Source organism: Sphaerisporangium rufum (assembly GCF_016863395.1).
Lineage (GTDB): Bacteria > Actinomycetota > Actinomycetes > Streptosporangiales > Streptosporangiaceae > Sphaerisporangium > Sphaerisporangium rufum.
In genome coordinates this window covers 72,484-94,502 of sequence record NZ_BOOU01000054.1, presented here as the reverse complement: position 1 = coordinate 94,502, position 22,019 = coordinate 72,484, and the positions used below count along the sequence as shown (strand labels likewise).

General features: G+C 72.1%; 19 protein-coding genes. 11 read left to right on the top strand and 8 right to left on the bottom strand.

What is annotated here, in order from left to right; genetic code table 11:
* The first annotated feature begins 51 nt into the window (after window positions 1-51).
* Window positions 52-366 (top strand): hypothetical protein, encoded by a 315-nt coding sequence (locus Sru01_RS20105; RefSeq protein WP_203988777.1) that lies wholly within the window; start codon window positions 52-54, stop codon window positions 364-366.
* On the opposite strand, the gene Sru01_RS20100 is transcribed toward Sru01_RS20105, so the two are convergent.
* Window positions 256-4,077 (bottom strand): tetratricopeptide repeat protein, encoded by a 3,822-nt coding sequence (locus Sru01_RS20100; RefSeq protein ID WP_203988776.1) that lies wholly within the window; start codon window positions 4,075-4,077, stop codon window positions 256-258. The two genes, Sru01_RS20105 and Sru01_RS20100, sit on opposite strands and share 111 nt — an antisense overlap.
* A 449-nt stretch (window positions 4,078-4,526) precedes the next feature.
* On the opposite strand from Sru01_RS20100, the gene Sru01_RS20095 reads away from it, so the two are divergent.
* Window positions 4,527-6,089 carry a M23 family metallopeptidase gene (locus Sru01_RS20095; RefSeq protein ID WP_203988775.1) on the top strand — a complete coding sequence of 521 codons (1,563 nt, stop codon included), beginning with the start codon at window positions 4,527-4,529 and terminating at the stop codon, window positions 6,087-6,089.
* Between the two features lie 106 nt (window positions 6,090-6,195).
* On the opposite strand, the gene Sru01_RS20090 is transcribed toward Sru01_RS20095, so the two are convergent.
* Window positions 6,196-6,840 (bottom strand): response regulator, encoded by a 645-nt coding sequence (locus Sru01_RS20090; RefSeq protein ID WP_275412189.1) that lies wholly within the window; start codon window positions 6,838-6,840, stop codon window positions 6,196-6,198.
* 148 nt (window positions 6,841-6,988) lie between these two features.
* On the opposite strand from Sru01_RS20090, the gene Sru01_RS20085 reads away from it, so the two are divergent.
* The 3 genes from Sru01_RS20085 to Sru01_RS20075 are packed head-to-tail and all read left to right on the top strand — an operon-like array spanning window position 6,989 to window position 10,283.
* Entirely contained in the window at window positions 6,989-7,936 is a 948-nt protein-coding gene (locus tag Sru01_RS20085) for an ABC transporter ATP-binding protein (RefSeq protein WP_239137586.1), read from the top strand.
* Complete coding sequence (locus Sru01_RS20080; RefSeq protein WP_203988774.1) at window positions 7,933-9,636, top strand: ABC transporter permease; 1,704 nt, start codon at window positions 7,933-7,935, stop codon at window positions 9,634-9,636. The genes Sru01_RS20085 and Sru01_RS20080 overlap by 4 nt, the downstream gene beginning before the upstream one ends.
* A 32-nt stretch (window positions 9,637-9,668) precedes the next feature.
* On the top strand, window positions 9,669-10,283 hold the full coding sequence (locus tag Sru01_RS20075; RefSeq protein WP_239137585.1) for a GNAT family N-acetyltransferase: 615 nt from the start codon (window positions 9,669-9,671) through the stop codon (window positions 10,281-10,283).
* Between the two features lie 68 nt (window positions 10,284-10,351).
* Here the strand turns inward: Sru01_RS20075 and Sru01_RS20070 are convergent, their stop codons facing one another.
* Window positions 10,352-11,287: a DUF2332 domain-containing protein gene (locus tag Sru01_RS20070; protein WP_203988773.1), complete on the bottom strand. Its 936-nt coding sequence runs from the start codon at window positions 11,285-11,287 to the stop codon at window positions 10,352-10,354.
* Window positions 11,288-11,437: 150 nt separating this feature from the next.
* Between Sru01_RS20070 and Sru01_RS20065 the strand changes: the two genes are divergently transcribed.
* Window positions 11,438-11,878: a GNAT family N-acetyltransferase gene (locus tag Sru01_RS20065; RefSeq protein WP_203988772.1), complete on the top strand. Its 441-nt coding sequence runs from the start codon at window positions 11,438-11,440 to the stop codon at window positions 11,876-11,878.
* Between the two features lie 21 nt (window positions 11,879-11,899).
* Here Sru01_RS20065 and Sru01_RS20060 read toward each other — a convergent pair whose 3' ends face one another.
* Both Sru01_RS20060 and Sru01_RS20055 read right to left on the bottom strand, forming a co-directional pair.
* Window positions 11,900-12,541 (bottom strand): DUF6461 domain-containing protein, encoded by a 642-nt coding sequence (locus Sru01_RS20060; protein WP_203988771.1) that lies wholly within the window; start codon window positions 12,539-12,541, stop codon window positions 11,900-11,902.
* A gap of 9 nt (window positions 12,542-12,550) precedes the next feature.
* The gene (locus tag Sru01_RS20055; protein WP_203988769.1) at window positions 12,551-13,165 is read right to left on the bottom strand and encodes an ATP-binding protein; all 615 of its coding nucleotides are present in this window, start codon (window positions 13,163-13,165) and stop codon (window positions 12,551-12,553) included.
* A 232-nt stretch (window positions 13,166-13,397) separates the two neighbouring features.
* On the opposite strand from Sru01_RS20055, the gene Sru01_RS20050 reads away from it, so the two are divergent.
* Window positions 13,398-14,984: an NsdA family TPR-like regulatory protein gene (locus Sru01_RS20050; RefSeq protein WP_203988766.1), complete on the top strand. Its 1,587-nt coding sequence runs from the start codon at window positions 13,398-13,400 to the stop codon at window positions 14,982-14,984.
* Between the two features lie 102 nt (window positions 14,985-15,086).
* Here Sru01_RS20050 and Sru01_RS20045 read toward each other — a convergent pair whose 3' ends face one another.
* Together Sru01_RS20045 and Sru01_RS20040 are read right to left on the bottom strand one after the other, a co-directional pair.
* Window positions 15,087-15,635, bottom strand: a complete 549-nt coding sequence (locus tag Sru01_RS20045; protein WP_203988764.1) for a hypothetical protein — start codon at window positions 15,633-15,635, stop codon at window positions 15,087-15,089.
* Between the two features lie 35 nt (window positions 15,636-15,670).
* Window positions 15,671-16,264: a hypothetical protein gene (locus Sru01_RS20040; RefSeq protein WP_203988762.1), complete on the bottom strand. Its 594-nt coding sequence runs from the start codon at window positions 16,262-16,264 to the stop codon at window positions 15,671-15,673.
* 445 nt (window positions 16,265-16,709) lie between these two features.
* Here Sru01_RS20040 and Sru01_RS20035 point away from each other — a divergent pair, with 445 nt between their 5' ends.
* From Sru01_RS20035 to Sru01_RS20020, 4 genes are all read left to right on the top strand, one after another.
* Entirely contained in the window at window positions 16,710-17,339 is a 630-nt protein-coding gene (locus tag Sru01_RS20035; protein WP_203988760.1) for a LysE family translocator, read from the top strand.
* Window positions 17,340-17,571: 232 nt separating this feature from the next.
* Entirely contained in the window at window positions 17,572-18,177 is a 606-nt protein-coding gene (locus Sru01_RS20030; protein ID WP_203988758.1) for a TetR/AcrR family transcriptional regulator, read from the top strand.
* Window positions 18,174-18,935 (top strand): ABC transporter ATP-binding protein, encoded by a 762-nt coding sequence (locus Sru01_RS20025; RefSeq protein WP_203988756.1) that lies wholly within the window; start codon window positions 18,174-18,176, stop codon window positions 18,933-18,935. Before Sru01_RS20030 ends, Sru01_RS20025 begins: the two co-directional genes overlap by 4 nt.
* Complete coding sequence (locus tag Sru01_RS20020; RefSeq protein ID WP_203988754.1) at window positions 18,920-20,812, top strand: hypothetical protein; 1,893 nt, start codon at window positions 18,920-18,922, stop codon at window positions 20,810-20,812. The genes Sru01_RS20025 and Sru01_RS20020 overlap by 16 nt, the downstream gene beginning before the upstream one ends.
* A gap of 123 nt (window positions 20,813-20,935) precedes the next feature.
* Here Sru01_RS20020 and Sru01_RS20015 read toward each other — a convergent pair whose 3' ends face one another.
* Window positions 20,936-21,955 (bottom strand): LLM class F420-dependent oxidoreductase, encoded by a 1,020-nt coding sequence (locus tag Sru01_RS20015; RefSeq protein ID WP_203988752.1) that lies wholly within the window; start codon window positions 21,953-21,955, stop codon window positions 20,936-20,938.
* Window positions 21,956-22,019 lie beyond the last annotated feature (64 nt).

The window sequence follows — 22,019 nt, the reverse complement described above, 5'->3', positions numbered from 1 at the left end:
GCGGCGCTCCCGAGGAGGGTTCCGCCGGACCACCCGGAGAGGAGAAGTGTGATGATCGCCAGGATCTGGCGTGCGACGGCCACCCGGGAGGGCGCGGCGGCCTATCACCGGCACTTCACCACGTCGGTGCTCCCCGAACTGCGCGGCCTCGACGGCCATCGCGGCGCCTACCTGCTCAACCACGACCGCGACGGCCACGTCGACATCGAGGTGATCACCCTGTGGGCCTCGATGGACGCCGTCCGCGGGTTCGCCTCACCCGACGTGGACACCGCCGTCGTGGAACCCGCCGCCCAGGCCGTGCTCGCCGGCTACGACACCACGGTCACCCACCACACCGTCGTCTCCGCCACCACCCGCTCCTGACGGGCGGCCCGCCCGGTCGATCAGCGACCGGACCTGATCGGCCTCGGGGGTGCCGAGGTCGGTGAAGATGGCCAGCGCTTGCCGCCAGTGGTCGACGGCCGCCTGGGGTGCCCGGTCCGGTCCATGGCCGAAGGCGTTCCCCAGCCGCACCAGCGCGCGCGCCTCGCCGAGGCGGTGGCGGATGCGGCCGTGCACGTCGACGGCCCGCCGCGCGTGCTCGATCGCCGCGCCGGGGTCGCCGCGCCGCAGGTGGATCTCGGCCAGCGCCGCGAAGGCCTGGCCTTCCGCGACGGGGTAGCGCACCCGCTCGGCGATGGCCAGCGCGCCTGCCGTGACGTCGTGTGCCTGCTCGAGGTCGCCGCGGTCCATGTGCAGGGCCGAAAGCCCGATGAGCGCCTCCGCTTCGTGGTGGCGGGTCCCCGACTCCCGTGCCAGGTCCAGGCTGCGGCGGTAGTGGTGGAGCGCCCCATCATATCGGCCGACGGCGTGGCAGGCCGCGGCGTAGGAGTTGTACGTGAGACATCTGCTGCGGTCGAGCGAGTGCACGCCCGTCAGGCGCAGGGCCAGGTCGGCCGTTCTCAGCGCCTCGGTCATCCGCCCCAGGTCGTGGTGCACGCCGGAGAGCGTGGCGAGCGCGGCGGCATGGACGTTGAGGTCGCGTGTCTCCAGCGTGAGATCGGCGGATTCCCGCAGGCAGGCGGCGCTGAGCGCGAACTCGCCGAGATCCCGGTAGACCTGGCCGAGCGAGTTCAGCGCGGCGGGGGACCCGGCCGGCATTCCCGCCGACCGCCAGATGGCGATCGCCCGTTCCAGGTGGCCGACGGCGGCGTCGAACCGCCCGCAGTACCGGTCCAGCGTCGCGAGATTGTTGAGGACGGTGGCCTCGTAGATCTCGGAGCCGTTATGGCGCCAGATGTGCAACGCCTGGCGGAAACAATCGTACGACGCCGTCAGGCGGCCGCTCTCCCCATGGATGGTGCCCATGTTCCCGTGCGCCACGGCCTCACCCGCCATCCAGCCGGCGCGCCGGCTCGTCTCCAGTAGATGGTCGAGATGGTCGGTGGCCTCCTTCTGGCGATTCGTCGTGTGGTAGGCGTGCGCGATGCCGAGATGGGCGGCGGCCTGTCCCATCAGGTCGGCGTCCGCGCATGCGGCGGACAACGCGCCCTTCATCACGGTCAGCCATTGCGTCGAGTGCCGGCGCTTGGCGAGGTACCCGCGTAACGCGTCGGCGATGAGCCACCCGGCCCGGCGCGGCCCGTCCTCCGCGGCCCGGACGACCGCGGCATAGAGGTTGAGATGCTCGGCGTCCAGCCAGGACATCGCACCGCGAGGTCCGTCGAAGCGGGCCGGCGACCGGCCGGACGGGTAGACCTCGTCCGGCAACCGCACCATCTGCGGATACAGCAGGCCCGCCGCGGCCTGGGTCATGCCGCGGTAATGCTCGTACAGGCGGTGCACGGCGGCGACGCGCTCGGCCGCGGCGTCCTCTTCGTGCGTGCGTTCGGCCGCGTACGCCTGCAGGAGATCGTGCCAGGTGTAGCGCTCCGGCCGCTGCTCGTCGACCAGGTGCGCCTGGACCAGCTCGCCGAGAAGGCGCCGCCCGCGCTCCTCCGGGATGTCCGCCAGGCGGGCGGCGGCGGCCAGGCCGATGTCCACGCCGGGATGGAGCGCCATCAATCGGAACAGCCGCGCCGCCTCCGGGCTGAGCGTGCGATACGACCAGGAGAACACGGTCCGCGGCTGGATGGTGGGATCGCCGCCGTGGAACGCGTCCAAGAACGTGAGTGCCCCGCCGAGTTCGGCGGCGAGCGTGGCCAGCGGGAAGTGGGCGTTGGCCGCGGCGCGGGCGCACACGATCGCGAGGGCCAGCGGCAGCCGGGCGCACCGCCCGATTATCTCGCCCACCGCTTCGGGCTCGGCCGCGACCCGATCGGAGCCGAGACGGCCGGCGAGCAGCTCACGCCCTTCCGCGGCCGAGAGACGGTCCAGGCCGAGGGGCCGCGCCCCCTCGACGGCCACCAGGCCCGGGAGCCGATCCCGGCTGGTCACCAGGACCAGGCAACCGGGCGATCCCGGAAGCAGCGGGCGCACCTGCTCGGCGTCCTTGGCGTTGTCCAGCACCACCAGCATCCGGCGGTCGGCCACCAGGCTGCGGAAGAGGCCGACCTGGGCCTCGAGGGTGGGGGGAAGCCGCGACGAGGGCACGTCCAGCGCGTCCAGGAAACACGCGATCGCGTCCGCGGGCTCCATCGCCCGGCCGGCCGAGTAGCCACGCAGGTTCAGATAGAGCTGGCCATCGGGGAAGCGGTCGCGCACCCGGTGTGCCCAGTGCACCGCCAGCGTCGTCTTGCCGACGCCGGCGGTGCCGGACAAGGTCACGATGGTCGGGTGCCCGCCGCCGCCCAGCGCGGCGTCCAGCCGGACGAGTTCGTCGCGCCGCCCCACGAAGCCGCGGGCGACGAACGGCAGCTGCGCCGGGACGGCCGGCCGCACGGCCGGCGCCCGCCGGCCGTCATCCGCCGGCGACGGCCGCGGAGCGGATGGCGCTCTCAGGGCGCCGACGGCCGGCGGGCCGCCGGCCGGGCTCTGGCTCGGCGCCGGGGCGTGCCACGGCGGCGCGGCGGGGCCGGGTGCTCCGGCGGCGGGTCCGGCGTCCGGCGGGTCCGGGGCCGGTGTGAGCGCGTCGGGCGCGGCCGGGAAGGCGGGATGCCCGCGCAGCACGCGCAGATGCGCGGCGGCGAGTTCGTGCCCGGGCTGGACGCCCAGCTCCTCGGCGAGCCTGCTGCGGATGTCGCCGAACAGGCGCAGGGCGGCGGCCTGTTCGCCGCCGCCGGCCATCGCCTGCACGAGACGCGCGTGCAGCCCTTCGTGCAGCGGCTCGTCGCGGAGGAGGTCGTGCAGCCGGGCGACGGCCTGCTGGAAACGTCCGCCGGCGAGCGCCAGGTCGGCGAATCGCAGCGCGATCTCCATCCTGCGCCGGTCGAGGGCCACTGCGGCGGGATGGTTACGCAACGCCGAACCGGAGCCGGCCAGGACCGAGCCCCGCCAGCAGCCCAGCGCCTCGCCGAACAGCTCCTCCGCCGACGACAGGTGCCCGGCCACCAGAGCGCCCTTGGCCTGGAGGCACAGATCGCCGAAGCCCAGCAGGTCGAGCTGGCCGGGCTCCACCTCCAGGCGGTAGGCGCCGCCTGCCGAGGTGACGACCGACGCCGAGGGGCCGCGGGCGGCCGTACCCAGTGACCTGCGCAGCGAAGCGACATAGCCCTGGATCAGGTTCAGGTGCGTCCTGGGCGGACGATCGTCCCACAGGACAGCGATGATCTCGTCCCTGGTGATCACCTGCGACGGTTGCATCGCCAGCAGGCCGAGCAGTTCCCGCTGCTTGGCCGCGCCGATGCCGACCGGCGCCTCACCCCGGCGGACGTTGAGCGGGCCGAGAACCGAGATGTGCATCCGGTCGCCGTGCGCCGTCCGGCCGGTGGCCCGGACCCGCGACAGCAGGGTCTCGACCTCCTCGTCGGACAACCGTAACGCCGCCCCCAGCCGCCGCAAGGACGACGGCCGGGGCCGGCCCACCCGGCCCGCCTCGATGTCGCGCAGCGAACGCTCGCTCACCCCTGCCGAGCGGGCCAGTTCCTGCTGGGTGAGCCCGGCGGTGACCCGAAGGTGACGGATCGACTCGCCGAGCAGGGTTTCCACCGGCCGCATCCGAAGCCCCCATACATGCGAACGCCCCTCCGTGATCTGCCGTTGATTCTGCCGCCCGGCCGCCGGTCACCACCCGAAATCGGCCGGCCGTCGGTGCAGAAAGGCATGTCAGGCGGCAGAGTACGGCAATTCCCCTCGGATCGGCTACCGCCGCACCGGCTCCAGATCGCGGCCCGCTGAGGCTGCAGCGGACCGTTCTAACGTTTTTCGCGGCGGCCGACGTCAAAGCCCCAAATCAGCGACCCGAAGTTCGTCGCCGGTTCAGGGTGCGCCAGGACTTCTGGCCGGCCGCGGCCGCGGCCGCTCGAAAGACCATGCCTCCGGCAAAAGGATCCATTCTGTCCGAAACCCGACTTCCGCCCAGTTCCGCCGGCCGGTGCGCCGGAAACTCCGAGAACTCCGAGAACCGACTCCCCAGGACGTCTCCCCACAACCGCTAGGAGCCGACGATGAACAGCATCACCTCCCATGGCCGTGGCCGCATGAGCCGCGTGGTCGCCGTGGCCGCGCTCGCGCTGGCCGGTCTGGCCGTGGCCCCGCCCCTGCCCGCGAGCGCCGCGACCCCGGCGTTCCAGCTTCCCTTCCCCTGCGGCCAGAAATGGCAGCTGAACTCCTGGGGACACGCCCCGGCGCTCGACATGGTCAAGGAACCCGACCAGACCGGCACCAACGGCGCCCTGCTGATCGCCCCCGCCGCGGGCACCGTCAAACAGTCCTTCTACCACTCCAACGCCGGCAACATGATCCAGATCGACCACGGCGGCGGCCACTTCACCACCTACATCCACCTGCAGTCCCGGGCGGTCAGCGTCGGCCAGAAGGTCCAGCAGGGCCAGGCGATCGGACGCGTGGGAGCCACCGGCCCCACGTCGAACGGCACCCCGCACCTGCACTACGAGCAGGCCTACGACGCGAACCACGACGGCTATGCCAGCTGGGGCGAGGCGGGCTCCGAGCGGGTCATCGCGACCTTCAACGGGGTGCAGTACGGCCAGGCCAACAACCGGGAATGGAACAACGTCACCAGTGCCAACGGCTGCGAGACGGCGCCGAGGGAGGGGGCCGTCTACCGGGAGCCGGATGGTTCGATCGCGGTGATCGCGGGTGGGGCGGCGGTGCCGTTCCTGACGATGGCGGAGGTGAACGCGGCCGGGTATGGGAACGCGGTTTCGACGGCGGTGCCGGCGGGGTGGATTCGTAGTCAGCCGTCGGAGCCGCGGGATGGGACGTTCCTGCGCAACAACGCCGATAGTTCGGTGTATGTGGTGGCTGGTGGGGCGAAGTACGGGCTGAGTTATGAGCAGTTCGTGGCGATGGGGAAGCCGGCGTCGGTGAACGTGCCGGTGCGGGTGATCGATGGTTATGGCACCGTGCCGGGCAACGGTACGTATCTGCGTAATCCGGCCGACAGTTCGGTGTATGTGGTGGCCGGTGGGGCGAAGTACGGGCTCAGCTACGAGGAGTACTCGGCGTTGGGCAAGCCGGCGTCGGCCAATGTGCCGGTCGCGATGATCGACCAGCTGGGTGCGGTGCCTTCCGATGGCACCTATCTGCGTAACCCGGCCGACAGTTCGATCTACGTGGTGGCGGGCGGGGCCAGGTACGGGCTGAGTTATGACCAGTGGAACGCACTGGGCAAGCCGGCCTCCACCAACGTGCCGATCGGGTTCGTCAACACGCTGGCCCGCGAGCCCAAGGCGGGGACCTATCTGCGCAACGCCGCCGACAGTTCGGTCTACCTCACCGTCGGCGGTGCCAGGTACGGGCTGAGCTATCCGGAGTACCAGCAGCTGGGCAGCCCCAAGTCGACCAACGTCCCGATCGAGTGGATCAACACCTTCGGCGCGATCCCTCGGGACGGCAGCTACCTGCGCGATGTGGCCGACGACGCCATCTACACCGTGACCGGCGGCAAGAAGCGCGCCCTGACCAACGAGCAGTGGGAGGCCCTCGGCAAGCCCGCCACCACCACCGTCCCCACCGGCCTCCTCACCAAGATCCCCGACGCCTGACCACGGCACCGACCGGGCCCCGGCCGTATCGGCCGGGGCCTTCCGCCGTGCGCCGCCCGCCCATCGGGTGCCGCGACCGGCCGGCGCGGCCCGCCGGACGGCCGCGTCAGCGGATGAGGCCGGACTCCCAGGCCCAGGCGGCGATCTCGACCCGGTTGCGGGCGCCGAGCTTGGCGAAGATGCTGCCCAGGTGCGTCTTCACCGTGGACAGCGAGACGAACAGCTCGGCGGCCACCTCCTGGTTGGTCCGCCCCCGGGCGATCAGCCGCACCACGTCCAGCTCCCGCTCGGTGAGCGGTTCGCGCGGCGGCCGGCCGCGCACCGCGGCGGGCCGGGCCAGGTGCTCCAGCAGGCGCACGGTGACCGACGGCGAGACCAGCGCGTCCCCGTTGGCGGCGGCGCGCACCGCCTCGATGAGCAAGGTCGGGCCGCTGTCCTTCAGCAGGAACCCGCACGCGCCGCCGCGCAGCGCGCCATAGACGTACTCGTCCAGGTCGAAGGTGGTGACGATCACCACCCGCATCGGGTCGGGCACCCCGGGGCCGGCGAGGATCCGGGTCGCCTCCAGGCCGTCCAGCCGGGGCATCCGGATGTCCAGCAGGCAGACGTCCGGGCGCAGCCGGCGGGCCTGCTCGACCGCGGCGACGCCGTCGGCGACGGCCGCGACGACCTCGATGTCCGGCTGGGCGTCCAGGATCATCTGAAAGCCGGTGCGCACCAGCTCCTGGTCGTCGGCGACGAGAACTCTCACCCGGGCGATTCTGCCAGCCCGGCCCGCCCCTTATGTCCAGCAAAGACGGTCTTCGCGGAGCGAATCGTCCTTTCGGCCGATGGCCGGCCCGCCGGATCGAACGGCCGGCCGATCCGCCGCCGGCCGCCCCCGGGCGAGGCTGGGCGGCATGTCGTCAATCGTGCTGGAAGGCCGCGCACTGCGGAAGAGTTTCGGCGCCACGGTCGCGCTCGCCGGGGTGGACGTCACCGTGGGCTCGGGCGAGGCCGTCGCGGTGATGGGCCCGAGCGGCTCGGGCAAGTCCACCCTGCTGCACTGCCTGGCCGGCATCATGCGCCCCGACGCGGGCGAGGTGCGGCTGCTCGGCGAGCGCGTCGACGCGATGGGGGAGCGGGGCCGCAGCGCCCTGCGCCGCACCAGGTTCGGCTTCGTCTTCCAGTTCGGCCAGTTGCTGCCCGAGCTGCCCGCCGAGGAGAACGTCGCGCTGCCGCTCATGCTGGGCGGGACCTCCCGCGGCAAGGCGGTGGCCCGGGCCCGGTCGTGGTTCGGCCCCCTCGGCCTGGCCGGCCTGGAGGCCCGGCGGCCCGGCGAGCTGTCCGGCGGGCAGGCCCAGCGGGTGGCGATCGCGCGTGCGCTGGTCACCGGCCCGGCCGTCGTCTTCGCCGACGAGCCCACCGGCGCGCTGGACCAGGCCACCGGGCACGACACCATGCGGCTGCTGGTGGAGGCCACCCGGGCAGGCGACGCCGCGCTGGTCGTCGTCACCCACGACCCGCAGGTGGCCGCCTGGTGCGGCCGGGTCATCGAGGTCCGCGACGGCCTCATCGTCCCCGCCGGTCCGCGCCCGGCGCCGGGGGAGTTCCCCCCGGGCCCCATCCATCAAGCGTCCGGACCGGCCACCCCGCCGCCCGGCCCGGGCCGCCCGCCGGCCCATCGGCGGTTCGGACCGGCCCATCCGGATCCCGCGCCGGCCCACCCGGCCGGCCCCACAGCCGGCCCGGGTCCCCAGGGCCACCCGGCCGGCCCTTACCCCGGTCCCGGCCCGCAGGGCCACCCGGCGGCGCCGACCCGGGTGCTGCCGGCTCCGCACCACGGCGGCGGGGAGGTCGGGCGATGAAGAGCCTGATCGCACTCACCTGGCGGCTGCTGCGCTGCGGCGGGCGGCGCGGGCTGCTCGGCTCGTCGCTGACCTTCGCCGCCGTCGCGGTGTCCACCGCGCTGCTGCTGTTCGCGATCGCCATCAACTTCGCGTTCGCCGGCCGGGCCGACCGCACCGCCTGGCGCACTCCCGTCGCGGCCACCGGGACCGTCCGGGCGGTGGAGGCGGTCCGGATCGGCTTCGCCGGCGACCGGCCGCTCACCGTGGTGCACCTGGCGGTCACCGAGCCGCGCGGCCTGGCCGCCCCCGCCGGGCTCACCCGGCTGCCCGGACCCGGCGAGACGCTGCTGTCACCCGCGCTGGCCGCCGACCCCGCGCTGCGCGGCCGGGTTCCCGGCCGCCCGGCCGGCACCATCGGCGACCAGGCGCTGCGCTACCCCGGCGAGCTGGTCGCGGTGGCGGGCCACCGGCCCACCGACCCGATCATGAAGGAGAAGTGGCGGGGGAACGACTGGCTCGGTGTCACGGCCACCCCGGTCGCCGACCTGCGCGGCACCCGGGACAACAGCTCGTCGACCTACATCGGCCTGGCCGCGATCGCCGCGGTGCTCATGGCCGTGCCGCTGCTGGTCTTCGGGGGCGCGGCGGCCCGGCTGACCGTGGCCCGGCGCGACCAGCGGCTGGCGGCGCTGCGCCTGGTCGGCGCCACCCCGTGGCAGGTGGTCATGATGACCGTCACCGAGGCGGTGATCACCGGGTTCGGCGGCGCGCTGGCCGGCCTGGTGCTGTACGCGCTGGCCATCCCGCCGCTGACCGGGATCCGGATCACCGGCGGTGGCTGGTTCGCCGGTGACATCTGGCCAGGCGTGCTGCCGGTGGCCGGGGTGCTCGCCGCGGTGCCGCTGCTGGTCGGCCTGTCCGCGGTCATCGGGCTGCGCCGGGTCGTGGTCAGCCCGCTCGGGGTGGCCCGGCGGCAGACCCCGCCCGCCATGCGGTTCGTCCGGGTGCTGGCCCTGGTGGCCGCGCTCGCCGCCACCCCGGCGATGGGCGGCACCACCAGCCTGACCGTGCTGGTGGGCGTGCTCGGCGCCGCGTTCCTCACCCTCAACCTGGCCGGCCCGTGGGGCATCGGCCTGATCGGCCGGATCACCGCCCGCACCGCCCGCCGGCCGGCCGCCCTGCTGGCCGGCCGGCGGCTGGTCGACGACCCCAAGTCGGCGTGGCGCACGGTCAGCGGGGTCGCGCTCACCGGGTTCGTCGCCGGCTTCATCGGCCTGCTCAGCCCGGACTCCTCGATCGCCAGGACCGACGACGTGCTGGGCATGTGGATCCTGCGCGACATCCGGACCGGCACGCTGGTCGTACTGATCGTCTCCTTCCTGGTGGCGATCGTCAGCGCGGGCATCACCGGCGCCTCCTCGGTGCTGGACCGGCGGCAGACCTTCGCGCTGCTGCGGCTGGCCGGCACCCCGCTCGAGGTGCTGGACCGGGCCCGCCGGCTGGAGACGTTGGTCCCGCTCGCCGTGCTCGGCGGCGGCTCGATCGCCACCGGCGTCGTCTGCGCGCTGCCGTTCGCCCGGCTCGGCGTCAGTGCGGCGGGCGCGATCACCTTGGCCTGCTGCGTGGTGGCCGGGTTCGCCGGGGTCCTCGGCGCGGGTGCGCTCAGCCGCCCGCTGCTCCGCTCGGTCACCGCCGACCCCGCCCCCCGCCCGGACTGACCCGCGGCGCCCGACCTCGATAGCGTGCGGGGATGCGAAAGGATGGGATCGGCCGGACGGCGGCGGAGGTCGAGGCGTTCATGGCGGGCCGCACCGGGAAGTCCCGGGTGATGCTGCGGGCGCTGACCGCGGCCGACCAGGACGAGTTCGTCCGGCTCACCCGGGACAGCGCCGGCCTGCACCGGCCGTGGATGTCGCTGCCCGCCACCCCGGCCGACTTCCAGGCCTACCTCGGGCGCTTCGACCACGACACGGCGCAGGGCCTGCTGGTCTGCCTGGCGGACACCGGGGCGATCGCCGGCACGGTGTTCCTCAACAGCATCATCCGCGGCCGCTACCAGAACGCATCCCTGGCCTACGCCGCCTTCTCGCCCACCGCCGGGCAGGGGTACCTGTCGGAAGGGGTCGGGCTGGTGCTCGGGTACGCGTTCGGACGGCTGCGGCTGCACCGGCTGGACGCCCAGATCCAGCCCGGCAACCAGGCGTCGCTGGCGCTCGTCCGGCGGCTCGGTTTCCGGTACGAGGGCCACTCGCCGGACCTGCTGTTCATCGACGGCGCCTGGCAGGACCACGAGAGCTGGGCGATCACCAACACCATGTACGGCCCCGGCCCCTGGCCGCCGCATCCCACCCTCCCCGCCCGCTGACCTGGCCGCTGACCTGGCCACCGTGGCGCCCCGCGGCGCCCGGTCCGCACGGTGGGACCGCGATCGGGTCAGGAGAACCAGACGATCCCCTGCCCGTGCGCCCGGGTCCAGGCCAGCGGGGTCCCGTCCAGCGCGAGCACGTTGTGCCGCGTCTCCTCCGGCGGCGCCGGCAGTACCCGGTAGGGCAGCACGCCCAGGGCCTCGTTGGCGACCCAGTGGCCGGGAAGGCCGGTGACGGTCTCGGCGAACGCCGCCCGCCGTCGCGGCGACAGCAGGTACAGCACCGAACTGTGGAACACCACCAGGGTGGCGCCCGGCGGGGCCTTGGCGGCCAGCGCGGGGAGGTCGTCCACCAGGTCTCCCCGTACCAGCAGCGGGGGGTCGGCCGCGGCGATGGCGGCCGCCGCCCGCAGCCGGGTACGGCGGTGCTCGTGCTCGGGCCAGATGAGGGCGTCCAGCCACCCGAGGTCGCCGGAGTCGGTGACGTCCAGCGGGTTCAGGTCCAGCCCGGCCCGCCACACCACGCGCGGCAGGCCGGCCGGCGGGGTCAGGCCGGCGGCGGCGCAGTCCAGGACCGGCCCGCCGGAACCGACGACGTGATCCCCGTACCGGTAGGTGTACCGGTCCGGGTAGAGGCAGAGCCCGGCCGACGCCCCGACCTCCAGCAGCGCCAGCGGCTGCGGCAGCGCGGCGAGCACCGGCAGCAGGACGGCGCACCGCCCGGCCTCGTTCGTCTGGGTCACCCGGGCGCGGATCTCCGCCTCGACCAGCGGCCAGTTCGCCACCGTGTACTCGTGGAACGCGGCCGGATCCTCCACCGGCCCGCCGAGCAGCCGGACCGAGCCGAACAGCAGGTTCGGCTGCGGCTTGGCCTCGGGCAGCGAGCCGAGCAGGCCCAGCAGCTCCCGGTCCCGCGACACGGCGGCGGCCAGCCGCTCGTACGCGGGGGACACCCCCGCGGCTTCCCGGGCCGCGAATTCCGCATAGATCTCACTGGTCGTCATATCCCATGAAATAACATCCCGGGCTGGTCCGGCCGGACATGAGGGTGCGAGCGAAGTGGTCGTCGCCTTCTGCGGCGAATTGGCCCGTGCCGGAAGCCACCGAGCCTCTTAGGCTGGCCGCCGGTTCTGAGACGAGAGGACGGGGGCGGCGTGGTAGAGGTCGGCAGGCTGCGGCCGGAGGACCGGGACGGCTGGGAGGTCCTGTTCCGCGGGTACATCGACTTCTACCGGCGGGTCGAGCCGGCGGAGATGTACGAGCAGGCGTGGCGGGAGTTCCAGAACGGCTCACGCATGCACGCGCTCGGCGCGCGGATCGACGGGCGGCTCGTCGGCATCGCGCACTTCTTCCCGCACCCCAGCACCTCGGCGCCGGCCACCGACGTCTGCTACCTGCAAGACCTTTTCACCGCACCGGACGTGCGGGGCCAAGGGGTGGGACGGGCGCTGATCGCGGCGGTCGCCGGCTGGGCCCGGGACCGCGGCTGCGGCCGGCTGTACTGGAACACCCACGAGTCGAACACCATTGCCCGCCGCCTCTACGACGCCGTCGCCGAGAACAAGGGCTTCCTCAAGTACCAGATCGACCTGTGACCCGGTCCCGGTCGTCCCGCGTCATCGGGCGATGGTGCCGACGAGCAGCGGGCGGTCGAGGAGATCGCGGGTGAAGGCCACGCCGGTGATCTCGGCGGCCAGCCAGAACGCCCGGACCAGGCCGTTCGCGGAGAGGTCGTCCCAGTCGGCCTCCTGCTCCGACGCGTCCTCGGCCGGCGGATCCGGTCGCAGGCCGGTGGCGCGCATCGGCGCGAGGAGATGGTCGGGCTCGGTGCCGTACCGGTCCTGCGGCGTCGTAGGGGTGAACCAGGTGAGCAGGTCACCGTCGATGGCGTAGGCGAAGCCGTCCTCCGCGTACTCGTGCCGGCCGACCGCCACGAACTCGCAGCCCGCCGACAGCGCGGGCACCACGTCGTGCAGCACCGCCTGCCAGCCCCAGAGTTCGATGGCCACGCTCCAGTCGCCGGCGCGCACCACGCCGACATGGCCGCCGCCGTCGCCACCGCCGGTGGAATCGGCGAAGGCGAGCACCCGCTCGGCGAGCCGCTCGAACGCCATCTCCTCCCCGGCGGCCCCGGCCGGATCGAAGCGCCGGAGAACATCGGCCGGGTCGAGCCCGTGGAAGAACGACACGCAGTAAATGTCGTCCAGCGGGCACTCCGGCCCCTGTAACCACTGGAATTCGGCAGGCACCTTGATCATCGCGCCAGTCTAGGGCGCGTCCTCGCGGGCCGGGCGCACCTCGCGTGAGTGATCAGGTGTGCTCGACCCCGCCCGTCGCCATCGGGACGCCGGTCCGGTGAGGTAGGCCCATACGCGGTGGCCGCCGACCGGGGTGCCCTGAGCGCCGGCGCGGGTGGCCAGCGCGGTCACGATTCCCAGGCCGCGCCCGTGCTCCTGGTGGGTGTCGGGCCGCCCGGCGTCGAAACGCGGGACGCCGCCGCCTCCGGGGTCGGACACCGTGATCAGGACGCCGTCCGCGGCCGGCGCGGTGGCCGGACGGCAGGTGGTCGTGACGGTGATCTCGACGGTGAAGTGGCCGCCGGGCGGCCCGCCACCGGTGTGGCGGACGGCGTTGCCGGCCAGCTCGCCCACGATCAGCTCCGCGTCGTCGGCGAAGCGGGTGCCCGCCAGCAGGAGCCGGGCGAACCTCCGCGCCTCCGGCGCCTGGTCCGGCCGGTTGGGGAAGGTGCGCCGCCAGACGAGGATGTCCGGCCCGGGGTGGCCGGGTTCGCCGTCCGGCTTCGAGCGGAATGGCGGGCCGTCGAGGAGCGTGATCGGATCGGCGGCCGTCCCGGGTTCCTCGTCGAGGTCTTCGAAGGGCATGTCCACAAGCCAGAACCCTGGCCGGTGCCGCCGACCGCGATGATCCCTGCTTACGCCGCCGGCGTCACCCTTGGCGGACGTGGCGATGAGCTGCTCTGATGCGGCCGAGCAGGTGAACCGTGCCCTCGAACGGCGGACGGCGAGCATCACATTTCCCATCGCTCTCGGTTATGGAACCAGTACGCTGAGTGTAATCATCCTTTGCCGAAGCGTGTTCGGGAGGCGTTGCGTGATGCCGGGTGAGGGAACGCAGGTCCTGCTGGAATGCCGGCGGCGCAGCGAGGCGCTGCGCGCCAAGGGGTACACCTTCGAGCAGATCGCCGACCTGTTCGCGGTGTTCCACGACGTGAGCCCGCTCCGCCGGTACCGCTACGCCTACGGGCGCACCGCCGCCGAGGCGGTGGCGCTCTACAACGACCTCGACCCGGCCGGGGCCGCGGCGCTGCGCGAGTCCCGGCTGTACGACTTCGAGCACTGGCCCCGGCGCGGCCAGCGCCCCACCGCGCGCACCGTGGCGCTGTTCGCGCAGGTCTACCGGACCGCCGCCCGGCGGCTGGTCACCGACGAGGTGTACGCCTCCTACAGCCCGCGCGACCGGCGGCTCATCGACGCCACGGATCACCGGCACCTCCCGGCACAGCGAGCCTCTGGCGCCCCGAGCCCGTTCCCCGGCCATGTCACCATGGGGCAGGAAGCAGCGGTACGTGACCCGGTCCCGGCTCCCACCTCGCAGGACTGCGCCGCGCTGCTGCGTGTCCTCGGAGCCGAGGAGGCCGATGTGAAGCGGCGCGACCTGCTGTTCGAGTTGGCCCTGGCGCTCGGCGGCGCACCCGCCGTCGTCCTGCTGCGGCACCTGTCGCCGCCGGAGAAGGACCGGTTGGCGGCGGCGGTGCGCGCCACCGCCCGGGTGGACGCCGGCACGGTGGAGGTGATCGAGAAGCTGACCGTCCGGTGCCGCCGGCTGGACGACGACCACGGTCCGGACACCGTGCTGCCCATCGTGGACGGCCAGCGCCGCCTGGTCGCCGACCTGCTCAGCCGCGCCACCCTGCTCCCTGACCTGCGCAAGCGACTCACCTACGCCTACGCCGAGCTCAGCCAGTTCGCCGGCTGGCTGCACCACGACCTCATGGATCACGCGGGAGCGCGATTGCGCTATCAGGAAGGGCTCGCCGCGGCTCACCAGATCGGTGATCCAACCATGATCGCCTACCTGCACACCTGCCTGAGTTACGTGGCCGTGTTCCGTGGAGAGGCCGGGGAGGCACTGGATCACGTCTTCGCCGCCCAAGGCTGGGCGCGGCGCAGTCCCAGCAATCTCATGCGCTCGGTGCACGCGATGGAACTCGCCCGGGTGCTGGCCCGCCGCGGCGAGACGAACGACAGCGAACGAGCGCTGGCTCAGGCAGCGGCTCTGGTCGAACATCCGCGAACCGAGGACGACCCCACATACCTGTACTGGTTCACGATCGGCCAGGTACAGGCCAGCACGGCGGACTGCCAGTTGTACTGGGGCAGGCCCGATGACGCGATCAATTCCGTGACCCGCACCCTGGCCGCGCCGACGACCTTCAGCCTCGCGCGAGGACACGCCCTGCTGCACTACGCCGAAGCGCTTACCCGGAAGCGCGAGGTGCCCGGCGCGGTGGACAAGATCCGTGGGGCGGCACAGATCACTACCAGGCACAGTTCCGGCCGGCTGGCGGACTCGGTCCGGCAGGCCCGGGCCCGCCTCCAGCCGTGGGCCGGCAACAAGCACGTCCGCACCCTCGACGACGAACTCCGCGCCCTCGGCATCATCACCGCCACCCGGGAGTAGCAGTCGACACGATCGAGGAGGAGTCCCAGCGCCCGCTTACGATCGCGGCCGGCGATAGGTCCGTCTGTGCCTCCGATCACTCGGATGATCTGTACGCCCAGATCACGAATCGGACTCCAGCGGCAGTCTGATCTCGATCGGTCCTCTGAGCCACCACGAGCGACTTTCCAGGGCGACCTCACCTGTGGCCTTTATCGACCGTCGTTCTTCGTGTGCACGAATCGCCAGATGGTAATCGCGCCCGGTCAGACTCATTTTCACTCGTCGGCGATGAGGGCCTAGGTGGCCGTCGATGACGGCCACACCGGCTTCCTGTCCTTCTGCTCTTTCCAGCCGTACGACCTGACCGATGACCTCGTCCTGTTCTATAACAGGGCGTCGCCGCAAGGACTCGCGACCGCTTTCTACGCGTTGCAGTTGTTCCTGAGGCACCACGATTTGATTTGCAATTCCGGCGGGAAGGGACGGCTGCGCAGGAGACCATTTGAACGAGAGGTCGAGAGCACTTAGTCCTTCGTGGTTCCCCATCTTTCCAAGAGAGTCGATGAGCTCGGCACTCGCACCCAGTTGCACCGCATCGTCCAGGCTCAGGCCGGGATCATCCTGTAGCAACTCTTGCGCGGCCTGAAGTCCGGTGGCCAGCGTCGTCATGACGCGACGTGTGTAAGAGCCGACGGGCTCTTCCCTCACGGATTTTGTCTCCAGGATCGACCCGACATCCGTGGCCGGTGGTTCCTCGACCCGGGATCGTCGTGCCGAGCATAGATGGTGATCACGAAGCTGCCCCGCATGGTGTGCCCCATGCGGACTTCCTTGAGGAATTCTGCCGCTGCCTCAGGCTTTCGTCCTCTGTTGGACGCTCGGGGTCGTATTGCGCTGCAAGCCGCTGCCAGCATCATCTGGTTGACGCCGGAAAGTAGACCCTGAGCCTCTTCCAGTGGAATCGAGCCATCAATCGTCGGCTGATCGGCCCGAAGGAGGAGAATGTCGCTCTGGGCTCCTGTGATCTTAAGCTCCAGTGCTTCGCTGCTGGTGAGCTTGTAGATATCGGCTATCGTCTCCAAAGCGTCCGAGAGTCGCGCCCGATAGTCTCTGTAGGCGCGGTTGTACGGAAGCAGGAGACTCGCGTCCTCTCGTTCCGACTCCCAGACCGCAAAGACTCCGTCACGCTTATCGACCTGTTCCCAGCCGGCCACTTTGAGAAAGGCCTCGATCGCAGCGGGGCTGAGGTCGTTCGCAGGCTGGAACGACCTCGCGTCGTCACGCTGTGCAACGCTCACGGCTTGCCTCCATCGCCCACACGCTGAAGTATGCCCAGAAGTTGCTCCACATTGAACACGTTTTCCCTCGGAAGAAGCACGGTCGTCTTCGTCCTGGTCTGAACAGCCGGCGCGTCCTACCAGAGGCGGGCGAGGTGGACGGGATGATCGGTGGAATCGGTTTAGCCTCGTAATTAAGAGAACTGTGCATGGGCGCATACAGGGCGTCCAAAAGCAAGGGATTTGTGCGTACTCGAGAGTATTTGCCGGCGGATGTAGATGTGCTGCCGACCTCCTCGTTGACCGCCAATAGGTTTGATTCTGTTTTGTCGTAGTTTGCGTAGCACTCGATGATGCATTTACCATGCGTGTTCGCCGCCGGAATCCTATCGCCGCACCTCACCCACTGCGTGCGATCCTCAGGAACGGTGCACATGTCTCACCCACGACCAGAAGGGGCACGTCGATGAACATGCAACTGTTCACCGCGTTCCTGCTCGCCGCGCTGGTCATCCAGGTAACGCCCGGCCCGGGCATGCTGTTCATCGTCGCGCTGGGCATGGCCGGCGGGCGGCGGGCGGGCTGGGCCGCCGCCTGCGGTGCCGCCGCCGGGATGCTGGTGCACACCTGTGCGGTGGCGCTCGGCCTGGGGGCGGTGCTCCGAGCGGCCCCGATGGCCATGGACCTGTTGCGGTTCGGTGGTGCCGCCTACCTGTTGTGGCTGGCGGTCCGGGCGTTCCGGACGTCCGACGGCGTACCGGCCGTCCCGGATCGCGCGGCGCCGGAACGGCTGGGGCCGGTGTTCGTGCGCGGCCTGGTCAACAACCTGGCCAATCCGAAGATCGTGCTGTTCTACCTGGCGTTCCTTCCGCAGTTCGTCGACCCGGTCCTGGGGCGGGAGACGGTTCAGCTGTTCGTGCTCGGGCTCGCGTTCCTGGCGCTGGGGCTGGCCGTGGACCTGATCCTCGGTGGTGCCGCCGGCGGCGCCGGGCGCCGCCTGCTCCGGCACCGGGCGGCGCGGCGATGGCTGGACCGGCTGGCCGGCACGGTCTACGGCGTACTGGCGGCCCGGCTGATCCTCAGCGACCCGGCCTGACCGGTCCCGCCGAGGCCACCCCAGGAAGCGCCGGACAGGGACATGGCGAGCAGGGTGGTCCCCGGGCTGTCGCGCCACGACCGGGGCCGCTCGCGGACGCGGCCATGGCGCGCGGGGGACCGCCGCGGGTCCGGCGTCCGGGAGCGACTCCAAATGTGATCACCGAGGCGATGTCCTGCCAAGATCGAGTAGGTCTTGCCAGAGATTTGAATGATCGTTTAAAGTCTTGAACGTGCCGTTAGGAAAGCGGACGTTCATCGAAGAGGCGCGACGGGCTCAGATCATCGAGTGCGCGATCGAGGCCATCGCGACCCTGGGATACACCCGTACGTCGCTGGCGAAGATCGCAGAACTGGCCGAGCTCTCGCCCGGATCGATCTCTTACCATTTCGGGAGCAAGGATGAGCTCATCCAGGCCGTCGTCGCCGAGGTCGCCATGATGGCGACCTCGATGATGGAGCCCGCCATCGTCGCGCAGTCCACGGCGACCGACGCCCTGCGCGTCTACTTCGAGACGAACCTCGCGTTCATGGACCGCCACCGCAAGCCGCTCTTCGCCCTGGTGGAGATCGTCACGCATGCCTGCGGCGGCACCGAGACGCCCGGGCCCTACGCGGCGCAGCACGAGACCGCGCTCCGGGACATCGAGAAGGTGCTGGCCTGGGGCCGGACCACGGGCGAGTTCCGGGAGTTCGACCCGCGTTCGATGGCCATCGCGATCCGCGGGGCGGTGGACGCGGTGCCGGCGGAGCTGCTGCGGAACCCCGACCTCGACCTTGAGCTGCTCGCCCGGGAGCTGGTCACCCTGTTCACCCTCGCCACCCGGAGGCGGCCATGACCGCGGCGCTCGACCTCGCCGGTCTCACCAAGGTCTACGGTGCGAAGACCGCCGTCGACCACCTCGACCTCGCCATCCCGCAGGGGTCCTTCTACGGCCTGGTCGGGCAGAACGGGGCCGGCAAGACGACCACCCTGTCGATGGGAGTCGGGCTGTTGCGCCCGGACGGCGGCACCGCCCGGATCTTCGACATCGATGTCTGGGCGGATTCCGGGCGGCGGGCCAAGGAGCTGGTCGGCGTGCTGCCCGACGGCCTGGCGATGCCCGAGCGGCTGACCGGGCGGGAGGTGCTGACCTACCTTGGCCTGCTCCGAGGCCTGCCCGAGCGGGTGGTGGCCGAGCGGGCGGAGGAACTGCTGGCCCTGCTGGAGCTGGACGCGGCGGAGAACACGCTGGTGGTCGAGTACTCGACCGGCATGCGCAAGAAGATCGGCCTGGCGACGGCGCTGCTGCACGCCCCCCGGCTGCTGGTGCTGGACGAGCCGTTCGAGGCGGTGGACCCGGTGTCGGCGGCGACGATCAAGGAGATCCTGCGCGGGTTCGTGGCGGGCGGCGGCTCGGTGGTGCTGTCCAGCCACGTGATGGCGCTGGTGGAGCAGCTGTGCGACCACGTCGCGGTGATCGACAAGGGCCGGGTCGTCGCGCACGGCACGCTGGCGGAGGTCAGCGGTGCTGGGTCGCTGGAGAAGCGGTTCGTGGAACTCGTCGCGGCCGGTGACGGCGGCGCCGCGAAGGGGTTGTCGTGGCTGTCGAGCTGATCATGGCCCGGATGAAGATCGCCGTCTTGCGGCACTCGATGACCGGCCGGCGCGCCGGGTTCGTCGCGATCGGCGGGATCCTCGGCGCGGCACTGGCGGTCGGCACGATCGTGCTCGCCGTGTCCGCCCCCGCGCTGCTGCCCGCCGCGTACGCCGGGTGGATGCTCGGCTGGATCCTCGGGCCGGTCTTCGCCGGTGGCGGGGACGAGACGCTGCGCCCGGAGTACTTCACCCTGGTGGGCCTGCCGCCGCGGCGGCAGGCCACCGGATTGCTGGTGTCGGCGTTCGTCGGGGTGGCGCCCGTGGTGAGCCTGCTCGCCCTGGTCGGGCTGGTGGTGGAGGGCGCGCGGCACGGCGCCGGTGCCGCACTGGTCGCCCTGCCGGCGGTGGCGTTGCAGCTGGCCGTGTTCGTGCTGCTGTCGAAGGTCGCCGTGGCGGTTCTCGGGATCGTGCTGCGGTCGCGGCTGGGCGCGGTGCCGGCCGGACTGATCAACGGAACGCTGCTGGCGGCGCTCGGACAGGTCTGGGTGTTCCCGGTGGCTTTCGGCGCGAACGGTGGCATGCCGGAGTTCATCCGCTACCTGCCGTCCGGGTGGGGGGTGCTGGCGGTCCAGGGCGAGCCGGGTCAGGCCGTCACGGCGCTGGCCGCGCTGGCGCTGCTGGTGGCCCTGCTGTTGGCCGCCTGGGCCGCGTTGCTGACCAGGCGTACCACCGCCACGAACCGGTCCGGCGGGCGGCCGGGCCGTCGGCCGGGACGCGCGGCGGATCAGGCACCGCGGGCCGGCGCGCGGCCGGCATCGGACGGCTCGACCGGCTCGACCGGCTCGGTCGGTTCCGCCGGCCCGACGGATTCCGGCAGCCCTGCCGGTTCCGCCGGTTCCGCCGGCCGGACGGTGCCGCAGAGCCGGGCCGTGCTGGGCAAGGAACTGCGCACCTGGTCGCGGGACCTCGTCCGCATCCACCAGCTCTCCTTCGCCCTCGCCTACGGCCTGGCGTTCGCCGCGGCGCCGCTCCTGGTCGGCTGGCCGGGCATGCTTCCCTGGGCCGGCCTGATCTTCATCGTGATGGCCGCGGGCATGTCGGCCAACCTGTACGGGAGCGACGGCACCGCCCTCTGGCTGACGATTATGACTCCGGGCGCCGAAGACGTCCGGGGCAGGCAGCTCGCCTGGCTGCTGATCGTCGGCCCGCCCGCCGTCGTGCTGACCGTGGTGCTGACCGCGGCGGTGGACGGCCCGTGGCCGATGATCCTCACGCTGCTGGCGGCGCTGCTCGGCGGCGGGGCCGGGCTGGTACCGCTGGTGTCGGCGTACGGCCTGGTGCCGGGCATCGACCCGCACCGCAGGTCGGGCAACCCGCTGCGCGCCACCGAGGACGAGGGCTCGGCCACCGGCCAGGTGTACGTCGTGCTGGCCCTGTGCGCGCTCACCGCCGCCCCGGCGGGGCTGATCGCCTGGCGATACGGCTGGCCGGGTGTCATCGCGGGCCTGGTCACCGGCGTGCTGTGCGCCTGGGGCTTCGGGCTGCTCGCCCAGCGGCGGCTGACCGCGCAGGGGCCCGAACTGCTGGAGCTGCTGCGAACCGGTCGCCGCCCCGCGACCAAGGCGCGGCCCGACCTCCCCCGGCGCGAACAGATCATCTCCGGCGTCTGCTGGGGCTTCGGCGCGATCCCGCTGTTCCCGCAGGGCGTCGTGCCGGCGATCACCAAGCTGAACGGGAGCGGGACGCGCAGCTGGTTCCTGGCCCTCTACCTGCCTGAGTGGCTGCAGTGGCCGACGATCGTGTTCATGATCTCGCTCGGTCTGGCCATGTACGGCGCCGGCCTGTGGATCTGGCTGCGGCACCGGCGGCACCCTGGTCTGGCGACCGCCGCCTGATGAGCGGCACCCCGGGCCGCCGTGGGGGCGCCGCGCCAGGCGCGGAGGCGCCGGCGGCCCGGCCGGTGGCCGGTCAGGCGGGAGCCGGACTCCACCGGGAGGCGTTCAGCCGCGTCCGCGCCGTCAGCCGAGGACGAGGTCGCGGACCGTACGCAGGGTGGGCTCGTCCCGGGGGCCCATGGCGAGCAGGGTGGTCACCGGGCTGTCGCGCCACGGCTGGAGGCGCTCGCGAATCCGGCCCGCCGGGCCGACCAGCGAGATGCCGTCGGCCAGTTCGTCGGGGATGGCGTGGAACGCCTCGTCCTTGCGCCCGGCCAGGTACAGCTCCTGGATCTTCTGGGCGGCGTCGGCGTAGCCCATCCGGGCGACGATGTCGGCGTGGAAGTTGCGGCTCTTGGCGCCCATTCCGCCGATGTAGAGGGTGAGCATCATCTTCACCCCGTCCAGCGCGGCCCGCACGTCGTCGGTGATGAGCACCATGACCATCGCGGCGATGTCGAACCCCGGGCGGGCGCCGGCCAGCGCGTCCCCGTACATGCGCTCGATCTCGCCGGGCAGCGCGAACAGCGGCAGCCAGCCGTGCGCGATCTCCGCGGCCAGCGCGACGTTCTTCGGGCCCTCGGCGCCGAGGTAGAGCGGGATGTCCGCGCGCAGCGGGTGGGTGATGAGCTTGAGCGGCTTGCCGAGCCCGGTGCCGCCGGGGTGGGGGAGCGGGTAGTGCGGGCCGGCCGAGGTGACCGGCTCCTCCCGGCACCACACCTGGCGCATGATGTCGGCGTACTCGCGGGTGCGGGCCAGCGGGCGCGGGAACGGCACGCCGTACCAGCCCTCCACGACCTGCGGGCCGGAGGCGCCGATCCCGAGCAGCAGCCGGCCGCCGGTGAGGTGGTCCAGGGTCATCGCGGTCATCGCGGTGGCGACCGGGGTGCGCGCGGAGATCTGCGCGACGCTGGTGCCGAGCTTGATCCGGCTGGTCCGGGCGCCGTACCAGGCGAGCGGGGTGAAGGCGTCCGAGCCGTAAGCCTCGGCCGTCCACACCGAGTCGTAGCCGAGCCGCTCGGCGGCCAGCACCGTCTCGGTGGCGTCGTCTGCGTGCCGCTGCCAGTAGCCGAGGTTGAGCCCGAGCCGCAGATCCTCGCCCATCCGCATCCCTTCCCGCGCCGATCACCGTGATTAGAACACGTTCTACCTCCCTGGGTCGAGAAGG

Excerpts from the sequence above, each read along its gene's own strand:
- Sru01_RS20075 (WP_239137585.1), top strand. The coding sequence starts at position 9,669 with ATGCGAAAGGATGGGATCGGCCGGACGGCGGCGGAGGTCGAGGCGTTC.
- Sru01_RS20105 (WP_203988777.1), top strand. The coding sequence starts at position 52 with ATGATCGCCAGGATCTGGCGTGCGACGGCCACCCGGGAGGGCGCGGCG.
- Sru01_RS20035 (WP_203988760.1), top strand. The coding sequence starts at position 16,710 with ATGAACATGCAACTGTTCACCGCGTTCCTGCTCGCCGCGCTGGTCATC.
- Sru01_RS20015 (WP_203988752.1), bottom strand. The coding sequence starts at position 21,955 with ATGGGCGAGGATCTGCGGCTCGGGCTCAACCTCGGCTACTGGCAGCGG.
- Sru01_RS20060 (WP_203988771.1), bottom strand. The coding sequence starts at position 12,541 with ATGATCAAGGTGCCTGCCGAATTCCAGTGGTTACAGGGGCCGGAGTGC.
- Sru01_RS20045 (WP_203988764.1), bottom strand. The coding sequence starts at position 15,635 with ATGACGACGCTGGCCACCGGACTTCAGGCCGCGCAAGAGTTGCTACAG.
- Sru01_RS20095 (WP_203988775.1), top strand. The coding sequence starts at position 4,527 with ATGAACAGCATCACCTCCCATGGCCGTGGCCGCATGAGCCGCGTGGTC.
- Sru01_RS20055 (WP_203988769.1), bottom strand. The coding sequence starts at position 13,165 with ATGCCCTTCGAAGACCTCGACGAGGAACCCGGGACGGCCGCCGATCCG.
- Sru01_RS20025 (WP_203988756.1), top strand. The coding sequence starts at position 18,174 with ATGACCGCGGCGCTCGACCTCGCCGGTCTCACCAAGGTCTACGGTGCG.
- Sru01_RS20080 (WP_203988774.1), top strand. The coding sequence starts at position 7,933 with ATGAAGAGCCTGATCGCACTCACCTGGCGGCTGCTGCGCTGCGGCGGG.
- Sru01_RS20050 (WP_203988766.1), top strand. The coding sequence starts at position 13,398 with ATGCCGGGTGAGGGAACGCAGGTCCTGCTGGAATGCCGGCGGCGCAGC.
- Sru01_RS20100 (WP_203988776.1), bottom strand. The coding sequence starts at position 4,077 with ATGCGGCCGGTGGAAACCCTGCTCGGCGAGTCGATCCGTCACCTTCGG.
- Sru01_RS20085 (WP_239137586.1), top strand. The coding sequence starts at position 6,989 with ATGTCGTCAATCGTGCTGGAAGGCCGCGCACTGCGGAAGAGTTTCGGC.
- Sru01_RS20070 (WP_203988773.1), bottom strand. The coding sequence starts at position 11,287 with ATGACGACCAGTGAGATCTATGCGGAATTCGCGGCCCGGGAAGCCGCG.